Annotated in this window: 17 protein-coding genes; 12 read left to right on the top strand and 5 right to left on the bottom strand. The window is 44.8% G+C overall.

What is annotated here, in order from left to right; all coding sequences use genetic code 11:
• Window positions 1-10: 10 nt before the first annotated feature.
• From NQ542_RS15070 to NQ542_RS15110, 9 genes are all read left to right on the top strand, one after another.
• Window positions 11-2,176 carry a PCMD domain-containing protein gene (locus tag NQ542_RS15070; RefSeq protein ID WP_005649865.1) on the top strand — a complete coding sequence of 722 codons (2,166 nt, stop codon included), beginning with the start codon at window positions 11-13 and terminating at the stop codon, window positions 2,174-2,176.
• A gap of 14 nt (window positions 2,177-2,190) precedes the next feature.
• Window positions 2,191-2,928, top strand: coding sequence for a hypothetical protein (locus tag NQ542_RS15075; RefSeq protein WP_005639968.1), 738 nt, complete (start codon window positions 2,191-2,193; stop codon window positions 2,926-2,928).
• A gap of 9 nt (window positions 2,929-2,937) precedes the next feature.
• Window positions 2,938-4,572 (top strand): PCMD domain-containing protein, encoded by a 1,635-nt coding sequence (locus NQ542_RS15080; protein WP_005639970.1) that lies wholly within the window; start codon window positions 2,938-2,940, stop codon window positions 4,570-4,572.
• 94 nt (window positions 4,573-4,666) lie between these two features.
• On the top strand, window positions 4,667-4,960 hold the full coding sequence (locus NQ542_RS15085) for a nucleotidyltransferase family protein (RefSeq protein ID WP_005639972.1): 294 nt from the start codon (window positions 4,667-4,669) through the stop codon (window positions 4,958-4,960).
• A complete protein-coding gene (locus NQ542_RS15090; protein WP_005639974.1) occupies window positions 4,953-5,330 on the top strand; it encodes a HepT-like ribonuclease domain-containing protein in 378 nt (125 codons plus the stop codon). Before NQ542_RS15085 ends, NQ542_RS15090 begins: the two co-directional genes overlap by 8 nt.
• A 330-nt stretch (window positions 5,331-5,660) precedes the next feature.
• The gene (locus NQ542_RS15095) at window positions 5,661-9,503 is read left to right on the top strand and encodes an InlB B-repeat-containing protein (protein ID WP_005649867.1); all 3,843 of its coding nucleotides are present in this window, start codon (window positions 5,661-5,663) and stop codon (window positions 9,501-9,503) included.
• Between the two features lie 63 nt (window positions 9,504-9,566).
• Entirely contained in the window at window positions 9,567-11,606 is a 2,040-nt protein-coding gene (metG, locus tag NQ542_RS15100; RefSeq protein ID WP_005639978.1) for a methionine--tRNA ligase, read from the top strand.
• Between the two features lie 59 nt (window positions 11,607-11,665).
• Complete coding sequence (locus NQ542_RS15105; protein ID WP_005639980.1) at window positions 11,666-12,832, top strand: DegT/DnrJ/EryC1/StrS family aminotransferase; 1,167 nt, start codon at window positions 11,666-11,668, stop codon at window positions 12,830-12,832.
• 106 nt (window positions 12,833-12,938) lie between these two features.
• A complete protein-coding gene (locus NQ542_RS15110) occupies window positions 12,939-13,955 on the top strand; it encodes a Gfo/Idh/MocA family protein (RefSeq protein WP_036723888.1) in 1,017 nt (338 codons plus the stop codon).
• Between the two features lie 28 nt (window positions 13,956-13,983).
• Here NQ542_RS15110 and NQ542_RS15115 read toward each other — a convergent pair whose 3' ends face one another.
• Window positions 13,984-14,454, bottom strand: coding sequence for an Lrp/AsnC family transcriptional regulator (locus tag NQ542_RS15115; RefSeq protein WP_005639984.1), 471 nt, complete (start codon window positions 14,452-14,454; stop codon window positions 13,984-13,986).
• Between the two features lie 175 nt (window positions 14,455-14,629).
• On the opposite strand from NQ542_RS15115, the gene NQ542_RS15120 reads away from it, so the two are divergent.
• Window positions 14,630-15,919 (top strand): O-acetylhomoserine aminocarboxypropyltransferase/cysteine synthase family protein, encoded by a 1,290-nt coding sequence (locus NQ542_RS15120; RefSeq protein WP_005639985.1) that lies wholly within the window; start codon window positions 14,630-14,632, stop codon window positions 15,917-15,919.
• Window positions 15,920-16,047: 128 nt separating this feature from the next.
• Here the strand turns inward: NQ542_RS15120 and NQ542_RS15125 are convergent, their stop codons facing one another.
• From NQ542_RS15125 to NQ542_RS15140, 4 genes are read right to left on the bottom strand one after another with little or no spacing between them, the layout of a single operon-like run.
• On the bottom strand, window positions 16,048-16,965 hold the full coding sequence (locus NQ542_RS15125) for a hypothetical protein (RefSeq protein WP_005639988.1): 918 nt from the start codon (window positions 16,963-16,965) through the stop codon (window positions 16,048-16,050).
• Window positions 16,966-16,996: 31 nt separating this feature from the next.
• Window positions 16,997-17,620 (bottom strand): slipin family protein, encoded by a 624-nt coding sequence (locus NQ542_RS15130; RefSeq protein ID WP_005639990.1) that lies wholly within the window; start codon window positions 17,618-17,620, stop codon window positions 16,997-16,999.
• Window positions 17,604-17,885 carry a hypothetical protein gene (locus NQ542_RS15135; protein WP_005649870.1) on the bottom strand — a complete coding sequence of 94 codons (282 nt, stop codon included), beginning with the start codon at window positions 17,883-17,885 and terminating at the stop codon, window positions 17,604-17,606. The genes NQ542_RS15130 and NQ542_RS15135 overlap by 17 nt, the downstream gene beginning before the upstream one ends.
• 2 nt (window positions 17,886-17,887) lie before the next feature.
• Window positions 17,888-18,271, bottom strand: coding sequence for a GntR family transcriptional regulator (locus NQ542_RS15140; RefSeq protein WP_005639997.1), 384 nt, complete (start codon window positions 18,269-18,271; stop codon window positions 17,888-17,890).
• Between the two features lie 137 nt (window positions 18,272-18,408).
• Between NQ542_RS15140 and tnpA the strand changes: the two genes are divergently transcribed.
• Entirely contained in the window at window positions 18,409-18,765 is a 357-nt protein-coding gene (tnpA, locus tag NQ542_RS15145; protein ID WP_005635862.1) for an IS66 family insertion sequence element accessory protein TnpA, read from the top strand.
• A gap of 4 nt (window positions 18,766-18,769) precedes the next feature.
• Window positions 18,770-19,117, top strand: a complete 348-nt coding sequence (gene tnpB / locus NQ542_RS15150; protein ID WP_081446965.1) for an IS66 family insertion sequence element accessory protein TnpB — start codon at window positions 18,770-18,772, stop codon at window positions 19,115-19,117.
• Window positions 19,118-19,186 lie beyond the last annotated feature (69 nt).

Below are 19,186 nucleotides of genomic sequence, written 5' to 3' on the forward strand. Positions count from 1 at the left end.
GATGAACAGTATGAAGTTATATATATTTGCTTGCTTGTGTAGTTTGATATTATGGGGAGTGAGCTGTAATGAAGAATCGGCAGGGATACCGACAGGCTCGTTGTTTTTAGGTATCGAAGAGGATGCTACATTGTTGACAAAGGCGGAATCGGCTGTCACGAATGAATCTCTTCGTGTCGATATCATCGCTGCGGAAGGGGATACGATAAAAAGCTACTCCGATTATATCGATGAGGTGAAAGGCAAAAAGATCGTTCTTCCGGTAGGAACTTATACGATTTCAGTAAAATCAAACCAGTCGGAAGAGGCAGGATGGGAAAAACCGTTCTATTCCGGTTCGAAAGAAATAACCATTCAGTCCGGTGAGATAACCTCCGTACAGATTGTTTGCAAGATTTCGAATACGAAAGTAGCAGTCGAGTATGCTGACAATCTTGCTGACTATTTCAGCCACTATGAAACGACGGTTTCCAATACTTCCGGGAGCTTGCTTTATACGCGGGATGAGACTCGTGCCGGTTTTTTTAAAGCAGAGAAGCTTACGGCTGATTTGAAATTGGTCAATCAGGATGGAAACGAGTTTGCCATGCAACGTGTGTTCCCGGATATAAAGGAACGGTATTTTTATAAGATAAAATACTCGCTTGACGATGGTGGTGGTGATAATGAAGAAGCTGGAGCCGATTTCGGTGGAATCATAGTGGACGAAAAGGCCGATACGATATATTACGGAATCTTCATCAAACAGGAAGATCTTTTCGGCAAGTCGGTTCCCAAGTTGGCACTTGACGGCTTTACGGAAAATAAGATTGTCTATAAAAAGACTGAAAATCCGTCAGTTCCCGAACATTCTCTGACGATCGAAGCGCCGAACGGCATCAAGCAGTTGAAAGTGGAAACAACTTCTTTCCAGTTTGCCGATGTTCCATCGTTTGATCTTTGTAATCTGACGGATGCTGCACGGACGCGTTTGCAGCAATTGGATTTCCCGATGCAAGAAGTAAAAGACAAACAAGAGTTGACATTCGTGTTGACCGATTTTGCTAAAGCATTAGAGCCTGCTTCTGTCACTCAAATGGCCACTCATACGTTTACGTTCTCTGTCTTGGATAATTTGCATCAGGAAACGACAGTACAATTTATTTATGAAATTCGTCCGAATGTGAATGTAACAACGGAAGAGCCGGTCGTATGGGCGAAATTTGTGACATTAAGAGGTAATTCCATTGACAGAGATAATATCGGCTTCATGTTGAAAAAGAAAGCAGATGCAGATTTTCAAAGATATGATGCAACTATTTATAATGAGCAAACAGGTGATTTTTCTTTATTGTTGATTGAAAATATCATGCCTGGTACAGAGTATGAATACTATGCAGTCTCAGGTACAGATGCTCAAGGGAATGTCAAAACTTTTACAACATCTCCGATTGTAAATTTAAAAAATAATACATTTGATGAATGGTTCAAAAATGGTAAGACTTGGTTTCCTAATGTAGATGTATCTAAATGGTGGGATTCTGGAAATACTGGCGCAAATACTGCGGGCGAAAATAATCCTACTTCTCCTGAAGAAAGTGTTGTAGTCAAGGGTAAAGCTGCTAAGTTACAGTCTACGTGGATTGGCTTTATTGGCATTGGGGCATTTGCTTCAGCGAGTATGTTTACTGGTAATTTTGTTGACATAGATGGAACGAATGGTATCTTGTCATTTGGACAACCATTTACTGCTAAGCCTACAAAATTGACTGGATATTATAAATATACTCCAGTAAACATAGATTATATGGAACAATGGGATTCAAAAGTAGATCCTGATTTGAAAAGTGGAGATTCTGATCAATGTATCATTTATATAGCATTGTGTACAAAAAATTATGAGATACGTACAAATCCGAAAAGTCGCCAATTGTTTGACCCTAACGATGCTTCTGTCATTGCTTATGGTGAATTAGTGGCGAAAGAAGCTGTTTCCGGAGAAGAAGCAAATGGTTATAAAAAGTTTTCAATAGATATCAAATATCGGAAAACAGATGTAACTCCATCTTATATAGTGGTTGTAGCTGCGGCAAGCCGCTATGGAGATTATTTTACAGGAGGTAAAGGCAGTACATTGTATATCGATGAATTTAATTTGGAATATGATTACAACGCTGCCTCTTTCACAAACGAATAACGAATAAACAAAATATGAGAAAAATAACGAGTCTGCTTTTGCTTCTGCTTTGTGCCGTGACGGTACTTTCGGCGAGAGAGAATAAATATGATCGGGGAATCGTGATGAAGACATTTATCCCGAAAGGGCAATGGATGGTAGGGGCGACGTTCTCCTACTCGGAACATGTGGATGATAATTTCGAATTTATGTCGTTGTTGAAAGATATCGATTCGGAAGGATATACATTTAAAGTGACACCTTTGGTTAGCTATTTCATCCGTGACAATATCAGTATCGGCGGGCGTTTGGCTTATTCGCGTTCTTATACGAAATTAGATAACCTGTCACTTTCGTTAGGAGATGATATCAGTTTGGATATAAACGAGTGGAATGATAAATCGAATACCTATTCGGCTGCTTTTTTTATCCGTACATACTTAAATTTGGGAGATAGCAAACGTTTCGGTTTGTTTAATGAGGCACGTTTGCTGTACGGCTTTTCAAAAAGTACGAGCAGTTCGGATTTGGGAAGCGGATTGTCGGGCGTACATCAGTTGAAGCATAACTTGAATATCGGTGTTGCACCGGGTATCACCTGTTTTGTCAACGATTTTACGGCAGTGGAGGCTTCTATCGCTGTCGCAGGCCTGAACTTTAATTGGTATGACCAGAAAAAAGATCAGGTGTATGATGGTAAACGTACTTCCAGTTCGGCAAACTTTAAGATAAATCTGCTCTCGATCGACTTGGGCATTGTTTTTTATCTATAAGGAAGTGGTATGAAACGAAAAAGCATATTTCTTACGTTCGGATTGCTGGTATTGTCTTGGATAGGATGTGTCGAAAACGATTTGCCGTATCCGACCATTGTTGGACAGATCACGGAGATGGAAGTTGCCGGTATGACTTCCTGCCGTATCCTCGGAGCTTCAAATACAGTGGAGATAAAAGTGGCCGATACGATCGACCTGAGGGATCTGCGTGTTGAAAAGCTAGTCGTGACAGAGGGTATGAAGGTTTATCCGGATTCGGCTGCCTGTCTCGATATCGCTCATTTTCCGGATACCGGTTTTGTCTCGGCTGACAGTTTGCCTGCCGGAATGGATACACGGATGAATTTTCTGAATCCGGTGAAGTTCCGCCTGAGCCTTTATCAGGATTATGACTGGACGGTCAATGTCTCGCGGGATATCGTACGTAAGATAAAGATAAAGAATCAGGTAGGTTCGGCCTTGATTGACGATTATACGAAGAATGTCATTGTTTATGTCGATTCGACCGAGCAACCCTCTTTACGAAATATTGAAATAGAAGAATTGCAATTAGGGAGTTCGATCGCACAGACGACTCCCGACCCTTCGAAAGTGGTTGATTTTACCCGTCCACGTGTTTTCTATGTGACGGCATTTGACGAGACGGAAGAGTGGACCTTGAGCGTCCAATATCCGAATGCGAATGTCCAACTGACACAGCTTTCCGCTTGGACACGCCGCGCATATGTCAGCGGGTCGATATCGAAAGGGGAAGTGGAAGCCGAATATCGTAAGGCTGGCGAAACCGTTTGGGAGTCAGTGCTGCCTAACGAAATAAGCTATGAAGGAGAAGATTTTTTGATCATGATGACCCATCTGGCAGCGGGGACGAATTACGAATATCGGTTAACGATGAACGGGACGGTAGGTGAGATACTCACGTTTACAACCGATACGATCATGCAGGTCCCGAATCTCGGCTTTGACGATTGGGTGATGAAAAACGAAAAGACTTGGTATCCGAATGCAACATTGGATGATGCCGACCATTTTTGGGATTCCGGCAACGAGGGGGCCAGCATCGCTAGTCGTAACCCGACTGCACCTGAAACGGGTGATGTGGTGAAAGGCCGTGCTGTTAGGATGGCTTCTGATTACATCAGCATTGCCAGTAAATTCGCTGCTGGTAATATTTATACGGGCGACTTTGTTGGTTTGGCAGGAATCGAAGGGGCTGAACTCGATTTCGGACAGCCTTATACCGGACGACCTTCGGCATTGAAAGGGTATTACAGATATACACCGGGCGTGATCGACCAAGCAAAGGCTCCGTACGATGCCTTGATGGGGCAGACGGATTCATGCCATATCTATATTGGCTTGTTCGATTGGAGTGCCCCATTCCGAGTCAACACGACAACAGGTACGTTTGTTGATCTGACTTGGAACAACGAATCGATGATCGCATTCGGAGAATTGAAATCGAACGAAGCGACAGGCAGCGAATACAAACAGTTTAAAATCAACTTGACTTATCGCGACTACTTCACCCACCCGAAATACATCCTGATCGTAGCCTCCGCCAGTAAATACGGTGACTATTTCACGGGTAGCACGAGCAGCGTGATGTATTTGGACGAGTGCGAGCTGGTGTTTGAGTAGATTGACAATTGAACGTTCTTTGAAAAGGTTGGATTTGAGGAGTTTGTTTGCAGAAACAAAAGATTTTACTTTACTTTGTGAAAAATGTTTGTTTATGCGATCAAAAGAAGAATATATGGAACTATTGCGTAGCTATTTCCTGAATAAGGCAAAGGCTTACGGGGTTGTCAAGATGGCGCTGTTTGGTTCTGTGGTGCGTGGTGAACAAACAGAGACCAGTGATGTAGATGTAGCCTATGAAGGTAAAGCAGATATATTGTTGCGTTGCCGGATGAAGCAGGAATTAGAGGACTTATTCGGTTGCAGAGTCGATATTATCCGCCTCCGCGAGCAACTTTCCGGCACTGCATTCTTGCAAAATATCTCTAAAGAATTACTCTATGTTTGACAAGGTCCGTATTGAAACGTTGCTGAATCGGGTAGAAAATGCGATTCTGCTGATTCAAAGTAAAGCCGGTCAGTTGGAAACACCAAATGATTTTTTGTTGGATAAGGAAGGGACTTTCTTGCTCAGTGGAATATGTATGCAATTGATCTTTATTGGAGAAAGTATAAAAACAATAGATAATAAGACTTCTCATGCTTATTTGACGAATTATCCCAATATCTGTTGGACTCAAATTATGGGATTGCGTGATATTATCGTTCATGAATATCATCGAATAGATGAAGAAGAAATCTTTAATATTATAAAGGTGGATCTATCTCCTCTTCTGTTAACGATCCGGCAAATGAAAAAAGAATTGCCGAATTATTGACTTCTTTTCAAATCCTAAAGAATTAAAGATAGCTGGAAACAACGTTTCCGGTATCATGTCGGGCGGAAAGCGACTATAAACGCCTTGCACGGCGGTTATCGTCAATGCGGCGCTCTTGGAAACGGCGTTTCTAAGACTTCGCATTCGTGATTGCTTCCGGAAACAGTGTTTCTGGCAACAATCCGTTCCGGAAGTAGCAAAAAACACCGTTTCCGGGAGGATTCCCTTGGGAAACAAAGAATAAACGGTGTTTCTACCTGCTTTCTCCCAAGAATGAACTTAGAAACAACGTTTCTGGCGTGCCGGAACAAAAAATATAAAGAAAGAAGGATGAAAAGAAATAGTGGATTAATCGGTTGGATCGTTTTGATCGTGGGACTGCTTTGCTCGGTGAGGGGCGGGGCGGTGGATGTGGGTTCGGCTGCGGCGTTGAGGGATGCGTTGGGTAATGCAACGGTGAGTGGAAATGTTGTGATGTTGACGGGGGACGTTTCTTTGAGTAGTACTTTGAACATTACTGGGGGGACGATGATACTCGATTTGAATGGGATGCAGATTTCTATAACAAAAAATAAGGCAGAGGCAAAATGTATAAGTGTTACAGGAGGAACTCTTGAAATAACGGGCGGAGGATTTATTTCTGCACAGACCACAGGAACTGAATGGTTTTCCGATAGAGCAGCAATTGCATTGTCTTATGATGGTGGAACTGTTAGAATATATCGGGCGACATTTAATGCAATAGCAAGTGATGGTACAGCTTATACCCTTGATCCCAATAATGATTATACTGTTGATAATATGATTCCTGCTGGTGCATATATGACCAATAGTTCTGATTATGGTAGTACTGGGTTAGTATCATCTTCTATAACCGTGGCTCTTACCAATTACAACGTATCCTATAACACCAGCGGCGGGACAACCACCAACCCCGGCACGCCCTCTTACACCATCGAAACCCCAGATTTCACCCTGCCGACAGTGACAAAAAACGGTTACACTTTTGCCGATTGGACATATAACGGCAATCCGGTCAATCCAACCGCCCTGCCAACAACGGCAGACCGTGTAACCAGCAAAGACATGGCTTTTGGTGCCACATGGACCCTGATCTCTTATAAAGTCGTTTACGATGTGGCAGGGGGAACTGCTATTCAGGATGGTTTATATAATATTGAAACCGGGATATCTTCTTTGCCAACTCCTAAAAGAGAAGGATATGTTTTCAATGGATGGTATCGGGATAATCAGAAAGTAACCTCTATCCCTGCCGGAACGGGCGATATTACCCTTGTGGCGCATTGGACGGAGATTTCTTATACGCTTTCCTTTAAGACGAACAACGACACTTTTATAGCAGATATCTCCTATACAAAAGCAAAACCGGGGATTTTACCTTCCGGTCTGACAAAAGAAGGATATATGTTCGGAGGATGGTTTCAGAATGAAAATTTTACTGGAAGCGAATTAGAGGCCGTACCTTTTCCGGCAGGAACGGCAGGACAAACGAATATTCCGGTAATGATCTATGCCAAATGGATACCTATCTCGTACACCATCACCTTCAACACCAACGGCGGTTCCGATCAGGATGCTCTACCCTACACTGTTGAGACCGAAACATTCAAACTCCCAACGAGAACGACGAAAGCAGGTTATACATTGGTGGGCTGGTATATAGATGAAGCTCTGACCAAACCTTATGGAGAAGTTGTAAAGGGTACCCACGGAGATTTTACTTTATATGCCAAATGGAAGTTGACCGAATATACAATCGAATATGAACTTTACGGGCATGGCAATAATCCTCCTGATGCCGTGACTTGCTATAATATTGAAAAAGAAGTCGAATTGCCTACTCCGCAACGTGACAACTTTACGTTTGTCGGGTGGCATAAAGATGACCTGTTGAAGGATCAGGCATTAATGATCATTCCTGCTGGAACGACCGGCAATTTGAAACTATATGCCGAATGGACAATGGGAAACTCTGTGCAGATCACGCGTCCGGAGAACGGAACAATCACGGTGATGAGCGGAACGACGGAAGTGAAATCCGGTGATAAGGTCGGGGCGAACACCTCGTTGACAATTACGGCAACACCTGCTTCGGCCGATTATAAATTGTCGAAACTGGTTGTCAATAATACTGAATATACGACCAGCTCTCAAACGGTAAAGATGCCTGCCGAAGGCGGTTTGACCATCTCGGCTGCCTTTGCTGATCCACGACCGGCAGCCTCGGCTCCCAAAATAACGACCGATCCTGTCAATACGGACTATATCCCAAGCGGAGAATCTGTGACGGTCACGATGGACAAAGGCGGGGAATGCGACTCCTTGCTGTACAGCATCGACGGCTCTACCCCGAAACGTTATACCGGAGCTTTCCAGGTAAGCACCATTACGGCTGCCACGAAAACGGTTGCCGTGCAAGCCATAGCCCGCAAGTCCGGTTGCAAGGATGGCGTTACGACCCGCAACATCACGTTCCGTTCCGGAAAGATCACTATTACGTTCAACCTGCCGAAAGGAATTACGGCCTGCAATCCCGAAGGGGGTGAGGTCGTGGAAGCTGTAGCAAGTGGCGGGGCTTTTGAATTCAAATTGATTGTGGATAAGAACTATTTCCAGACATTGGATTCTATAAAGGTGACGGCTAACGGAACTGTTATCACTCCCGATGTTTATGACATTTACACATTAAGCAACCAGACTACTGACGTAGCTGTCAATGTGACTGGTATTTCCGGAGTAACCCATCTGATTACTTTAGTACAGTCGGCTAATGGTGTGATTGCTTTTACCGGTGATGAGGATGCAGAGAATTCAAGGACCGTCAATCATGGCGATCCTGTTTCGGTGACGGCTACGGCAGATGAAAATTATAAATTCCAGTCGTGGACGGATGGTGAGACAGCTAATCCCCGTACGTTTGTGGCTGAGTCGGATGTGACGTTGCAAGCTCGTTTCGTGAAGGACAGTGCCGGGTTTTCTGTTATTCTTCCCGAATTGGAAGGGGTGACGGTCAAACCGCTTACTGGATATCCGACTGAAGTCAAGCCGGGTGGTAAATTCAAATTCTATTTGCATCTGGATGCAGATTACAACGAATCTGTCCCTGTCGTATATGTCAACAATGAAGAATTGAACGTGAACCAGGAGGTGTATAGCATATATAATATTTCGGAGAATATCCGTATTTCTGTAGATGGAATCGTCCGTAATAAGGTGAAACCGGTATTGCAGGAGCATGTGTCGGCTATCGATGTGGAAACCGGTTCAGATGTATCCGGCCTCTCTCTGTTAACGGATGCCTTGATCGTATTGCAGGCTGATGCGCCTGAAGGACAAGTATTTTCGAAATGGAATGATGGCAAAGCTGATAATCCCCGTATCGTGACGGCAGCCGATGCATCACAACTGTTCCCGTTGTTTCTGCCTAAAACAGGGCAAGGTGCCGTATGCGTCAAACTACCTGTCCTTGCCGGTGCAGGTATGGGAGCTGTCAATGTAAATGCGGCGGCTGTGACAGAAGGAGAATCTGTTCAGTTGAAACTGGTCGTTTTACCGTCATATAGCCAAAGCAGTGTTAAAGTTTTCGCCAATGGAAAAGAACTGGATGCAACTTTGTCTTTGAGAGCTTCTTCTGAAACGAAAACTTTATTCTATACGCTTTCAGGTCTGTCGGAAGATGTGGATGTGGAGGTTTCCGGGTTGAAACAGAATGAATATGTTGTTTCTCTCGAACAGCAGGATGGCGGAATCGTCAGAGCTAGCCAGGTCGGTATGGTAAAACATGGAACGATTGTCACATTGGAGGCAGCGCCGGACAGAGGGAATATGTTTGTAAAATGGGAGGATGGCAACACTTTGAATCCTTATCGATATGTGGTGACGGACAATTGTACGTTAAAAGGTTCTTTTGCCGCTTCGAATATGCCGGTAGGCAATGAAAACGTATCGGTTCCAGCTGTACGTATCTGTACCACCGGAAGTTTTTTGCATATTCAATCTCCTGAAGTTTCTGAGCTGTCTGTTTGGAATATGGAAGGAAAGTTGATAAAAAGGGCAGGTGTCCCGGCCGGTTATTCGTCTTATCTGCTGCCGGCAGGTGTGTATGTGGTGAAGGTCGGAAATGGCGAATCGGTAAAGATTGTAATCCGATGAGCTATCTTTTCCATCTAACCAAATTATTCCTTACCTTTGTGCCTCAAAAAGAGAACACAAGGTATGGAAAAACAGTTTAAGAGAACGCTGATAACTACGGCGTTGCCGTATGCGAACGGGCCGGTGCATATCGGACATTTGGCCGGGGTGTATGTGCCTGCTGATATTTATGCACGCTATCTTCGCCTGAAGGGGGAAGAAGTTTTGATGATTGGTGGATCGGATGAGCATGGAGTGCCTATCACGCTGAGAGCGAAGAAAGAAGGGATTACGCCGCAGGATGTGGTGGACCGTTATCATGGTATTATCAAGAAGTCTTTTGAGGAGTTTGGTATCTCGTTCGATATCTATTCCCGTACGACTTCGGCTACACATCGCCAGGTGGCGTCGGATTTCTTCCGTACCTTATACGATAAAGGAGAGTTTATCGAGAAAACAAGCGAACAGTATTACGACGAGGAAGCAAAACAGTTCCTTGCCGACCGTTATATAACCGGGACTTGTCCGCATTGCGGCAATGAAAAAGCCTATGGCGACCAGTGCGAAGCCTGCGGTACCTCTTTGAGTCCGACGGATCTGATCAACCCGAAATCCGCTATCAGTGGTAGCCAGCCGGTGATGAAAGAGACCAAACACTGGTATCTGCCTTTGGATAAATGGGAACCGTTCCTGCGCCAGTGGATACTGGAAGGACATAAGGAATGGAAACCGAACGTATACGGACAGTGCAAGAGCTGGCTGGATATGGGATTGCAGCCTCGTGCCGTAAGCCGCGACCTCGACTGGGGGATTCCCGTGCCGGTGGAAGGAGCGGAAGGGAAAGTGCTGTACGTCTGGTTCGATGCGCCTATCGGATATATCTCCAATACAAAAGAACTGCTCCCCGAAAGTTGGGAAACCTGGTGGAAAGATCCTGAAACCAAGATGGTACATTTCATCGGTAAGGATAATATCGTGTTCCACTGTATCGTGTTCCCGGCCATGCTGAAAGCCGAAGGTTCTTATAACCTGCCGGAGAATGTGCCGGCCAATGAGTTTCTTAACCTGGAAGGCGACAAAATCTCCACTTCCCGCAACTGGGCTGTCTGGTTGAACGAATATCTGGTGGATATGCCGGGCAAGCAGGATGTGTTGCGCTATGTTTTGACGGCTAATGCTCCGGAAACAAAAGACAACGATTTCACCTGGAAAGATTTTCAGGCACGCAATAACAATGAGCTGGTAGCTATCTTAGGAAACTTCGTCAACCGTGCTTTGGTGCTTACCGAAAAGTATTTCGAAGGTAAGGTGCCGGCTGCCGGCGAGCTGACCGATTATGACCGTCAGACATTGACCGATTTCGCGAATGTAAAGGCCGACGTGGAACGTCTGCTGGATACCTACCATTTCCGTGACGCCCAGAAAGAAGCGATGAACTTGGCTCGTATCGGAAACAAATACCTGGCTGACACTGAACCTTGGAAATTAGCAAAGACCGATATGGCGCGTGTCGCCACGATCATGAACATCGCTTTGCAGATCACGGCAAATTTGGCAATCGCTTTCGAACCATTCCTGCCGTTCAGCATGGAGAAATTGAACAAGATGCTGAATGTGGAACCGTTAGGCTGGAACCGCTTGGGATCGACTGACTTGTTGGAAGCCGGTCATCAGTTGGGCAAATCGGAACTGCTGTTCGAGAAGATTGAAGACAGCGTGATCGAAGCGCAGGTACAAAAGCTGTTGGATACGAAGAAAGCAAACGAGGAAGCCAACTACAAGGCGAAACCCATCCGTGAGAATATCGAGTTCGATGACTTCATGAAGCTGGATATCCGTGTCGGGACCGTGTTGGAATGTACGAAAGTGCCTAAGGCGGACAAGTTGTTGCAGTTCCGTATCGATGACGGTCTGGAAAAACGTACGATCGTTTCCGGTATCGCTCAACATTACAAGCCGGAAGACCTTGTGGGCAAGCAGGTTTGCTTCATCGCTAATCTGGCTCCGCGCAAGCTGAAAGGTATCGTTTCCGAAGGGATGATCCTTTCAGCAGAAAACTTCGACGGTAAGCTGGCTGTCATCACTCCTGAAAAAGAGGTAAAACCGGGCAGCGAGGTGAAATAATCTGGTTAATCCTTCGTTGTAGTGACGAAGGATTAATTAATCGGAAAACAGATAATATAATGTTGGAAGAACAGATACAGATGGTCGACTTGCATGGACAATATCTCCGGTTCAAAGAGGAGATTGATGAGGCCATGCAGGTGGTGATCGACAGTTGTGCTTTTATCAATGGTCCGCAGGTGAAAACCTTTGCCGGGCATTTGGCTGATTATCTTCAGGTTCCATACGTGATTCCTTGTGCTAACGGGACGGACGCTTTGCAGATTGCTCTGATGGCATTGGAGCTTCAGCCTGGCGATGAGGTGATTCTACCGGCATTTACTTATATAGCGGCAGCCGAGGTTGTCGCTTTGTTAGGGTTGACGCCCGTGTTGGTGGATGTCGATCCCTGTACCTTTAATATCGATCCCCGGAAAATAGAAGCGGCTGTTTCGGAACGGACAAAGGCGGTCGTGGCCGTCCACCTGTTCGGACAAGCCTGCGATATGGAGCCGATTATGACTTTGGCAGATGTCTATCATCTGTATGTAGTGGAAGATAACGCCCAATCCGTTGGTGCCGATTATATCTTTTCCGACGGGCGGGTACGAAAGGCCGGGACGATCGGACATATCGGGACGACATCTTTTTTTCCATCCAAGCCGTTAGCCTGCTATGGCGATGGGGGGGCGTTGATGACTTCCGACGAGGCGTTGGCTACCCGTATCCGCATGATTGCCAATCATGGCCAGGAATGCAAATACCACCATAGGCGGATCGGATGCAACTCCCGTCTGGACACGTTGCAAGCTGCTGTGCTGGATGTGAAGTTGAAGCATCTGGAGGAGTTCACGGAAACCCGTCGGCAAGTTGCCTCTCGGTACGATGAAGCTTTGTCCTCCTGCGATTCGTTGGTTCTCCCTGCGAGATCGATATTTTCGACTCATGTCTATCACCAATATACGGTCCAGGTAAAAGATGGCAGGCGGAATGTCCTTCAATGCCTGTTGAAAGAACAGGGAATCCCTTCCATGATCTATTATCCTGTACCAGTGCATCATCAGGAAGCTTACCGGCATATCTCCCGTGTATCTGGTAATTTGGACGTCTCCACCCGTTTGTGCGAATCCGTCCTTTCCCTGCCTATTCATACGGAAATGTCCCTCGGACAACAGCAATATATAACAGAAACTCTAAAAAAGGGGGTGTGTCGAAACTATCCTGTTCCCGCACTTGACGCGGGATAGCATTAAAACCGACCCTATAAAAATCTGATTGATAAGGTCTGTCCTTTTGCGGCTCCGCGTCAAGCGCGGGGACAAGGAGATTTTGACACACCCCCATCGAATGCTTATGGATAAAAAGATAAAATTTGCAGTTATCGGTTGTGGCCATATCGGCAAACGTCATGCCGAGATGGTGACACGCGATCCGGGAGCCGAATTGGTGGCCCTTTGTGATATTCGTCCTCGTGAGGAATTGGGTATTGAGGCATACGATGTCCCGTTTTTCTCTTCCCTGACGGAGCTATTGCAGAGCGGAATTTCCATAGATGTCGTAAATGTTTGTACCCCGAACGGCTTGCATGCAGCAATGGCCATTCAGGCTGTCGAAACCGGTTGCAACGTCGTGATCGAGAAGCCGATGGCACTGACGCTTGCCGATGCCGAGAAGGTGGTCTATGCTTCGCTGAAATACCGTAAACAGGTGTTCTGCGTCATGCAAAACCGTTATTCTCCTCCTTCCGTCTGGATCAAGGAGATGGTGGATTCGGGTAGGTTAGGCAAAATCTATATGGTCCAGTTGAATTGTTATTGGAACCGTGACGAGCGCTATTATAAACCCGGTGGCTGGCATGGCGATGCCGTTTTGGACGGAGGGACGCTTTTTACCCAGTTCTCCCATTTCATCGACATTATGTACTGGCTTTTCGGGGATATCTGCAATATCCAGGCTCGCTTTGCCGATTTCAACCATGCCGGACTTACGGCTTTTGAAGATTCGGGCTTTGTGAATTTCAACTTCGTGAACGGCGGGATGGGGAGCCTGAGCTATTCCACTTCTGTCTGGAACAGGAACATGGAAAGCAGTATGCTGATTGTTGCGGAGAACGGAAGCGTGAAAATCGGCGGACAGTATATGAACGAAGTCGAATACTGCCATATCAAAGATTATGAAATGCCGGAACTGGCGCCGACGAATCCGGGAAATGACTACGGCCCTTATAAAGGTTCCGCCCAGAACCATAATTTCGTGATCCGCAATGTGGTCCGTGTCCTTTCTGGTGCAAGTTCGGAATGTATTACGACCAACGTATTGGAAGGCATGAAGGTTGTGGACATCATCCAGCGGATTTATGCATTGAAGTAATAAATGTAAGATAGGGACGGGGCGGCGTTTAAATATGGATTCCGTATTCATGCTTTACCTCGTCCATCACAAAGGTGCTTTCGAGCGATCCGAGGCTGTCGATCGTGCCTAACACGTTCAAGATAAACTCCTGGTAATACTTCATATTCGGTGCATGGATCTTCAGCAGGTAGTCGTAACTTCCCGATATATTGTAGCATTCTGTGACTTGCGGAATTTCCTGTATGATTCTTGTGAACTCTGCCGCAATCTCTTTGTTCAGTCTCCTCAACTTGACACTGCAAAAGACCACGAAGCCCTGGTTTAGCTTTTCGGCGTCCAGCACGGCAATGTACTTCTTTATATATCCTCCGTTTTCGAGGCGTTTCAGGCGTTCGAATACGGGTGTCGACGAGAGGCTGACACTCGCGGCGAGCTCTTTTGTGGTGAGCCGGGCATTCGATTGCAGGGTACGGAGGATCTGCAAGTCTACTTTGTCTAATTTCTCAAGTGTGTTCATAAGAATAAAATTCTATCAGAATCCTTTTTTCGATCCTGATACAGTTTATGCGTTCTGTTGACGACCGTAAAAATAGCGTTATTTTCTGTATTTTCCATATATCTTGTCTGATATCTCTGTCTGCTATAGTTTTGCTGGAAAATGAGCAAGAAGAACAATTTAAAATAATACGACTATGGCAACAAAGAAATTACATTTCGAGACATTACAGGTTCATGTAGGGCAAGAACAGGCCGATCCCGCAACAGATGCTCGTGCCGTCCCTATTTATCAGACAACATCTTATGTATTTCATGATTCACAACATGCGGCAGACCGTTTCGGCCTTCGTGATGCTGGGAATATTTATGGTCGTCTGACCAATTCGACACAGGGAGTTTTCGAAGCGCGTGTCGCTGCTCTCGAAGGGGGAGTGGCTGGTCTGGCGGTGGCTTCCGGTGCGGCGGCCGTGACATATGCCTTGCAGAATATACTTGGAGTGGGCGACCATATTGTGGCTGCCGATAATCTCTATGGCGGTTCCTTCAACCTGATTACGCATACGTTAGCGGCTCAGGGCATTACCCACACGATTGTAAATGTCAATGACTTGCAGGCGTTGGAGGCGGCTATTCGGGAGAATACGAAAGCGGTGTATGTCGAAACGTTCGGTAATCCCAATTCTGATGTTACCAATATCGATGCTGTGGCGGAGGTGGCCCATCGTCATAATATTCCGTTGATAGTGGATAATACGTTCGGTACACCGTACCTGATCCGTCCGATCGAGCACGGGGCCGATATTGTTGTTCATTCCGCCACCAAATTTATCGGCGGACATGGATCGAGCTTGGGAGGAGTGATTGTGGACAGTGGCAATTTCGATTGGAAAGCAAATTCCGATAAGTTCCCGACCTTGGGCACACCGGACCCAAGTTATCATGGAGCGGTCTTTGCCGACGTGGCAGGTTCGGCAGCTTTCGTCACCCGCATCCGGGCTGTCATTCTGCGTGATACAGGAGCTACGATCTCGCCTTTCAATGCTTTTATCTTGCTGCAAGGTCTGGAAACATTGTCTCTCCGCGTGGAGCGTCATGTTGCCAATGCTCTGAAAGTCGTCGAGTATTTATCCAAACACCCGAAAGTAACCAAAGTGAACCATCCGGCTCTTCCAGACCATCCAGACCATGAACTTTATAAAAAGTATTTCCCGAAAGGTGCCGGAAGTATTTTCACTTTCGAGATTGAAGGCGGACAGGTAGCAGCCTGGAAGTTTATCGATTCGCTCGAAATATTCTCCCTTCTTGCCAATGTGGCTGATGTGAAGAGCCTGGTGATCCATCCGTATACGACTACCCATTCTCAAATGACTCCGGAAGAGCTGGCCGGACAGCATATCACGCCTTCCATTGTGCGCCTGAGTATAGGTACTGAATATATCGATGATATCATTGATGACCTAGACCAAGCTCTGGCAAAGGTTTGATGTAAGATGGCAATGTGTTTTTGTTTTGATGCAAGTGTAAGTTGTTTTCGACGTTGTCGGGAATGTATACGGCAATGTAGAAAATAACTTATGCTTGCATCTGAATGAAGAAGTATGGGGTCGAATTTTTATTTTATCCTGAATAGTTTGTTTTTGTAATCGATAATCACGGTGTTTTCAAAGAAATAAGCATTTCCGGTTATTCCCCAGACATCGAGGGAACTATAAATACTATCCCAAAGGCCGTCTTTGGCGTAGTAGACTTTCGAATTGTTCAAGGCTTTTCCGCCGAACTCGATCGGTTTGGTTACATTAAAGCCATAAAATGTTATTTCTTGTCCCCACCATAAAGGACCGCTTAGAGAGTCGACAATAGTAAGGTCTGATACGCTCCAAGCTCTTTCTTGTGTCGTTATTAACTGGAAAGGGCTTGAACCTGTATCGAACAATACTTTACATGTTTTTCCATTAATCCGTAAAGGCAATTTTATTACCCCATATTCTGATTCAAATTCTTCAGCCGGCAGATTTTCGTATTCAGCCGGTAAAAAGTCTGTGATTGCAAGCTTGTTTGATTTGTAATTAATGATTAAGACTTTATCTTGCACCATGTCGGATGCGATCGTTCCAATATGCTTGGGTGTATTTGAATGAAGTGAATCTTTAGGGATTTCATTTCCGAAATTCTGCATGAATCCGATATTGGCATTGCTAAACTCCACTGTCCCTATTTGCAGGTTGACATTCTTATACATCCCGGTTGAATCTTTTTTGTTCATTAAAGATGGGGCTTCTTTGAGATAAGGAGCAAAAGTATTCCCGTAAAAGACAGAATTATATGTTCCTAAATCAAACTGCATTGTGAATTCGTAGGGTAAATTCTCTATTTTTACCGGAACATTTAGAAAAGCTTTTTCAATGTATATCCCCGAAATTGTATCACCTTCCCAACTGAAGGGAATCCATTGCAGCGATGGTTTTCGTGAACAACTTGTGAAGACTAATAGAAGGAGAACAAAAGTAATCCCTTGTTTGTGTATTTTCATAAATGGTAATTTTTTGTTATTAGAAAATAGTTTATTTCGGTGTCTCGTTGTTCTTAGCCAATGAAACCAAGCCTCCCATAGCCCCTAAGTTCATGGTGTCGAGTGCCGAACTCGGTACGATAACCATTGATCCTTTTTCTTTTAAGCCTTCGAACAGCATATTCATCCCTCTGAGATGTAATGCCACAGGATTATCGGTATATTTTTTACTGGCTTGTTCGAACTTTTCTGCGATTTCCGTTTCTGCCGTTCCCAAGATGACACGAGCTCTTCTTTCACGTTCGGCTTGGGCCTCTTTGCTCATTGCTTCGGCCAGGTCTTGCGGAATAGCGATATCTTTGATACCGACAGTCTGGCATGTGATGCCCCACGGATTCGTATTTCTGTCTAAGACCTGTTGCAAATCCTCAGCTATCTTATCGCGTTCCTGCAAGAGATCCGACAGTTCGTGCTTACCGATGGTATCTCTTAGACCAGTCTGTGTGATATGTTCGATCGCTTTTTGGTACTCCTGTACTTCCAATGCAGCTTTTTCCACGTCCCAGACGGTCCAATATACGACTGCATCCACATTTACCGGAACCGTATCTTTGGTTAGAGTTTGTTCGGCCTTAAATGCACTTACCCGTACACGCTGGTCAATATAAGTCGACACACTGTCCTATAACCGGGATAATCATAAAGGGGCCGGGACCTTTCAAACCGTTGTATTTCCCCATACGAAGGACTACCGCCCGTTCCCATTGGTCGGCTATGCGGATTGCAGAAGCCACCAACCCGGAAAGAAGAAGCAAGAGGATGAATACCGGTATGTTTATAATCTTCGAAACATACAAAACGGCTGATACGATAACCAGTATCAGCAATACGGAAAGGGATATGGGATTGAACCAACCCTTGTTAATTACATTTGTTGTCATATTCATTGTTTTTTAGAAGTTTCGATATTCTTTAATTCTCGAATAACCTCATTTAGGCTGAAACCGTAACTCAGTACAACGGAAGAAAATTGTGTACAAATTTCTTTTAACTTGTCTTCCCGTTCTTTTTCCGGTACTACATGATCTGTTTTGCTAATAAACGTTCCGGTTCCTTGCTGAGTTTCCAAAATATTCTTGATCTCCAATTCTTTATAAGCTTTGGATACCGTGTTTAGGTTTACCTTTAACTCTACGGCAAGTGCTCTGACCGTAGGAAGCTGTTCTCCCAACTTAAGTTGCCCGGATGCTATGCCAAACCTGATTTGATCAATGATCTGGCGGTATATCGGTATACCGCTAGAGTAATCTAATAAAAACTTGATCATATGATTTTATATTATTCTATATTAATATTGTACTACTATTATAGTACAAAAATACAAGAATAAATTGTAAGCATCCGATAAAGTACACATTGTAGACCTAAAAACTCTTCTATTACTTTGCGTTCAAAAACGTAGTTATGAAACGATCAATGAGTAAAGAAGAGTTTTTAGCGCTATATCAGCGCCAACAGTCCAGCGGACTAACCATAAAGGATTTCTGTGATAATGAATCGTATCCTGCTTCCTGTTTTCATTATTGGAAGAAGAAATATGGATTGAGTCACCCATATACCAAACACACCGAACCTACAGGTGATTCGTTTATCCCTCTTAATATTAATCATACTCCTGCCATTCCCACTTCATCATGTGGTGACAGGCATGTAACCATAGAACTTCCATCCGGCATAAAGATCCACCTCAACATCCTAAGTAATCCGGAGATTATTTATGGCCTGATCAGTAAATTATGTAGCCATGTTCTGCCTGAATGATACGATGCGCTACTTCCTGTGTCCCGGGAAGACAGATATGCGCAAAGGAATAAATTCCCTTTGTGGGCTTGTTCATGATAAAATGGGATATGACGTTCGACTTGGCGATGTGTTTATCTTTGTCAACCGAAGCAGAACAACCATGAAACTTCTGCATACCGAAGACGGAGGTATGGTTTTATACATAAAACGCCTTGAGGAAGGTACCTTTAGACTTCCTTCCTATGATAGTGAAAGCCGTTCCTATCCCATGGAATGGCGTGATTTAGTACTGATGGTGGAAGGCATAACCGATAATCCGAGTGATAGACTCAAACGTCTTAAAGCCGGTCGAAAAGAAGGATTTTATTGATTAAAAAGAGCTTCCTAAACTTGTATAGCTGTACGATTTTCAGTATCTTTACATTATAATAAGATACTA

The sequence above is a fragment of the Parabacteroides merdae ATCC 43184 genome, from assembly GCF_025151215.1.
Taxonomy (GTDB): Bacteria; Bacteroidota; Bacteroidia; order Bacteroidales; family Tannerellaceae; genus Parabacteroides; species Parabacteroides merdae.

Bases quoted from the DNA above. Each gene is read 5' to 3' on its own strand.
- NQ542_RS15070 (WP_005649865.1), top strand. From the start codon at position 11: ATGAAGTTATATATATTTGCTTGCTTGTGTAGTTTGATATTATGGGGA.
- NQ542_RS15075 (WP_005639968.1), top strand. From the start codon at position 2,191: ATGAGAAAAATAACGAGTCTGCTTTTGCTTCTGCTTTGTGCCGTGACG.
- NQ542_RS15080 (WP_005639970.1), top strand. From the start codon at position 2,938: ATGAAACGAAAAAGCATATTTCTTACGTTCGGATTGCTGGTATTGTCT.
- NQ542_RS15085 (WP_005639972.1), top strand. From the start codon at position 4,667: ATGCGATCAAAAGAAGAATATATGGAACTATTGCGTAGCTATTTCCTG.
- NQ542_RS15090 (WP_005639974.1), top strand. From the start codon at position 4,953: ATGTTTGACAAGGTCCGTATTGAAACGTTGCTGAATCGGGTAGAAAAT.
- NQ542_RS15095 (WP_005649867.1), top strand. From the start codon at position 5,661: ATGAAAAGAAATAGTGGATTAATCGGTTGGATCGTTTTGATCGTGGGA.
- metG (WP_005639978.1), top strand. From the start codon at position 9,567: ATGGAAAAACAGTTTAAGAGAACGCTGATAACTACGGCGTTGCCGTAT.
- NQ542_RS15105 (WP_005639980.1), top strand. From the start codon at position 11,666: ATGTTGGAAGAACAGATACAGATGGTCGACTTGCATGGACAATATCTC.
- NQ542_RS15110 (WP_036723888.1), top strand. From the start codon at position 12,939: ATGGATAAAAAGATAAAATTTGCAGTTATCGGTTGTGGCCATATCGGC.
- NQ542_RS15115 (WP_005639984.1), bottom strand. From the start codon at position 14,454: ATGAACACACTTGAGAAATTAGACAAAGTAGACTTGCAGATCCTCCGT.
- NQ542_RS15120 (WP_005639985.1), top strand. From the start codon at position 14,630: ATGGCAACAAAGAAATTACATTTCGAGACATTACAGGTTCATGTAGGG.
- NQ542_RS15125 (WP_005639988.1), bottom strand. From the start codon at position 16,965: ATGAAAATACACAAACAAGGGATTACTTTTGTTCTCCTTCTATTAGTC.
- NQ542_RS15135 (WP_005649870.1), bottom strand. From the start codon at position 17,885: ATGACAACAAATGTAATTAACAAGGGTTGGTTCAATCCCATATCCCTT.
- NQ542_RS15140 (WP_005639997.1), bottom strand. From the start codon at position 18,271: ATGATCAAGTTTTTATTAGATTACTCTAGCGGTATACCGATATACCGC.
- tnpA (WP_005635862.1), top strand. From the start codon at position 18,409: ATGAAACGATCAATGAGTAAAGAAGAGTTTTTAGCGCTATATCAGCGC.
- tnpB (WP_081446965.1), top strand. From the start codon at position 18,770: ATGCGCTACTTCCTGTGTCCCGGGAAGACAGATATGCGCAAAGGAATA.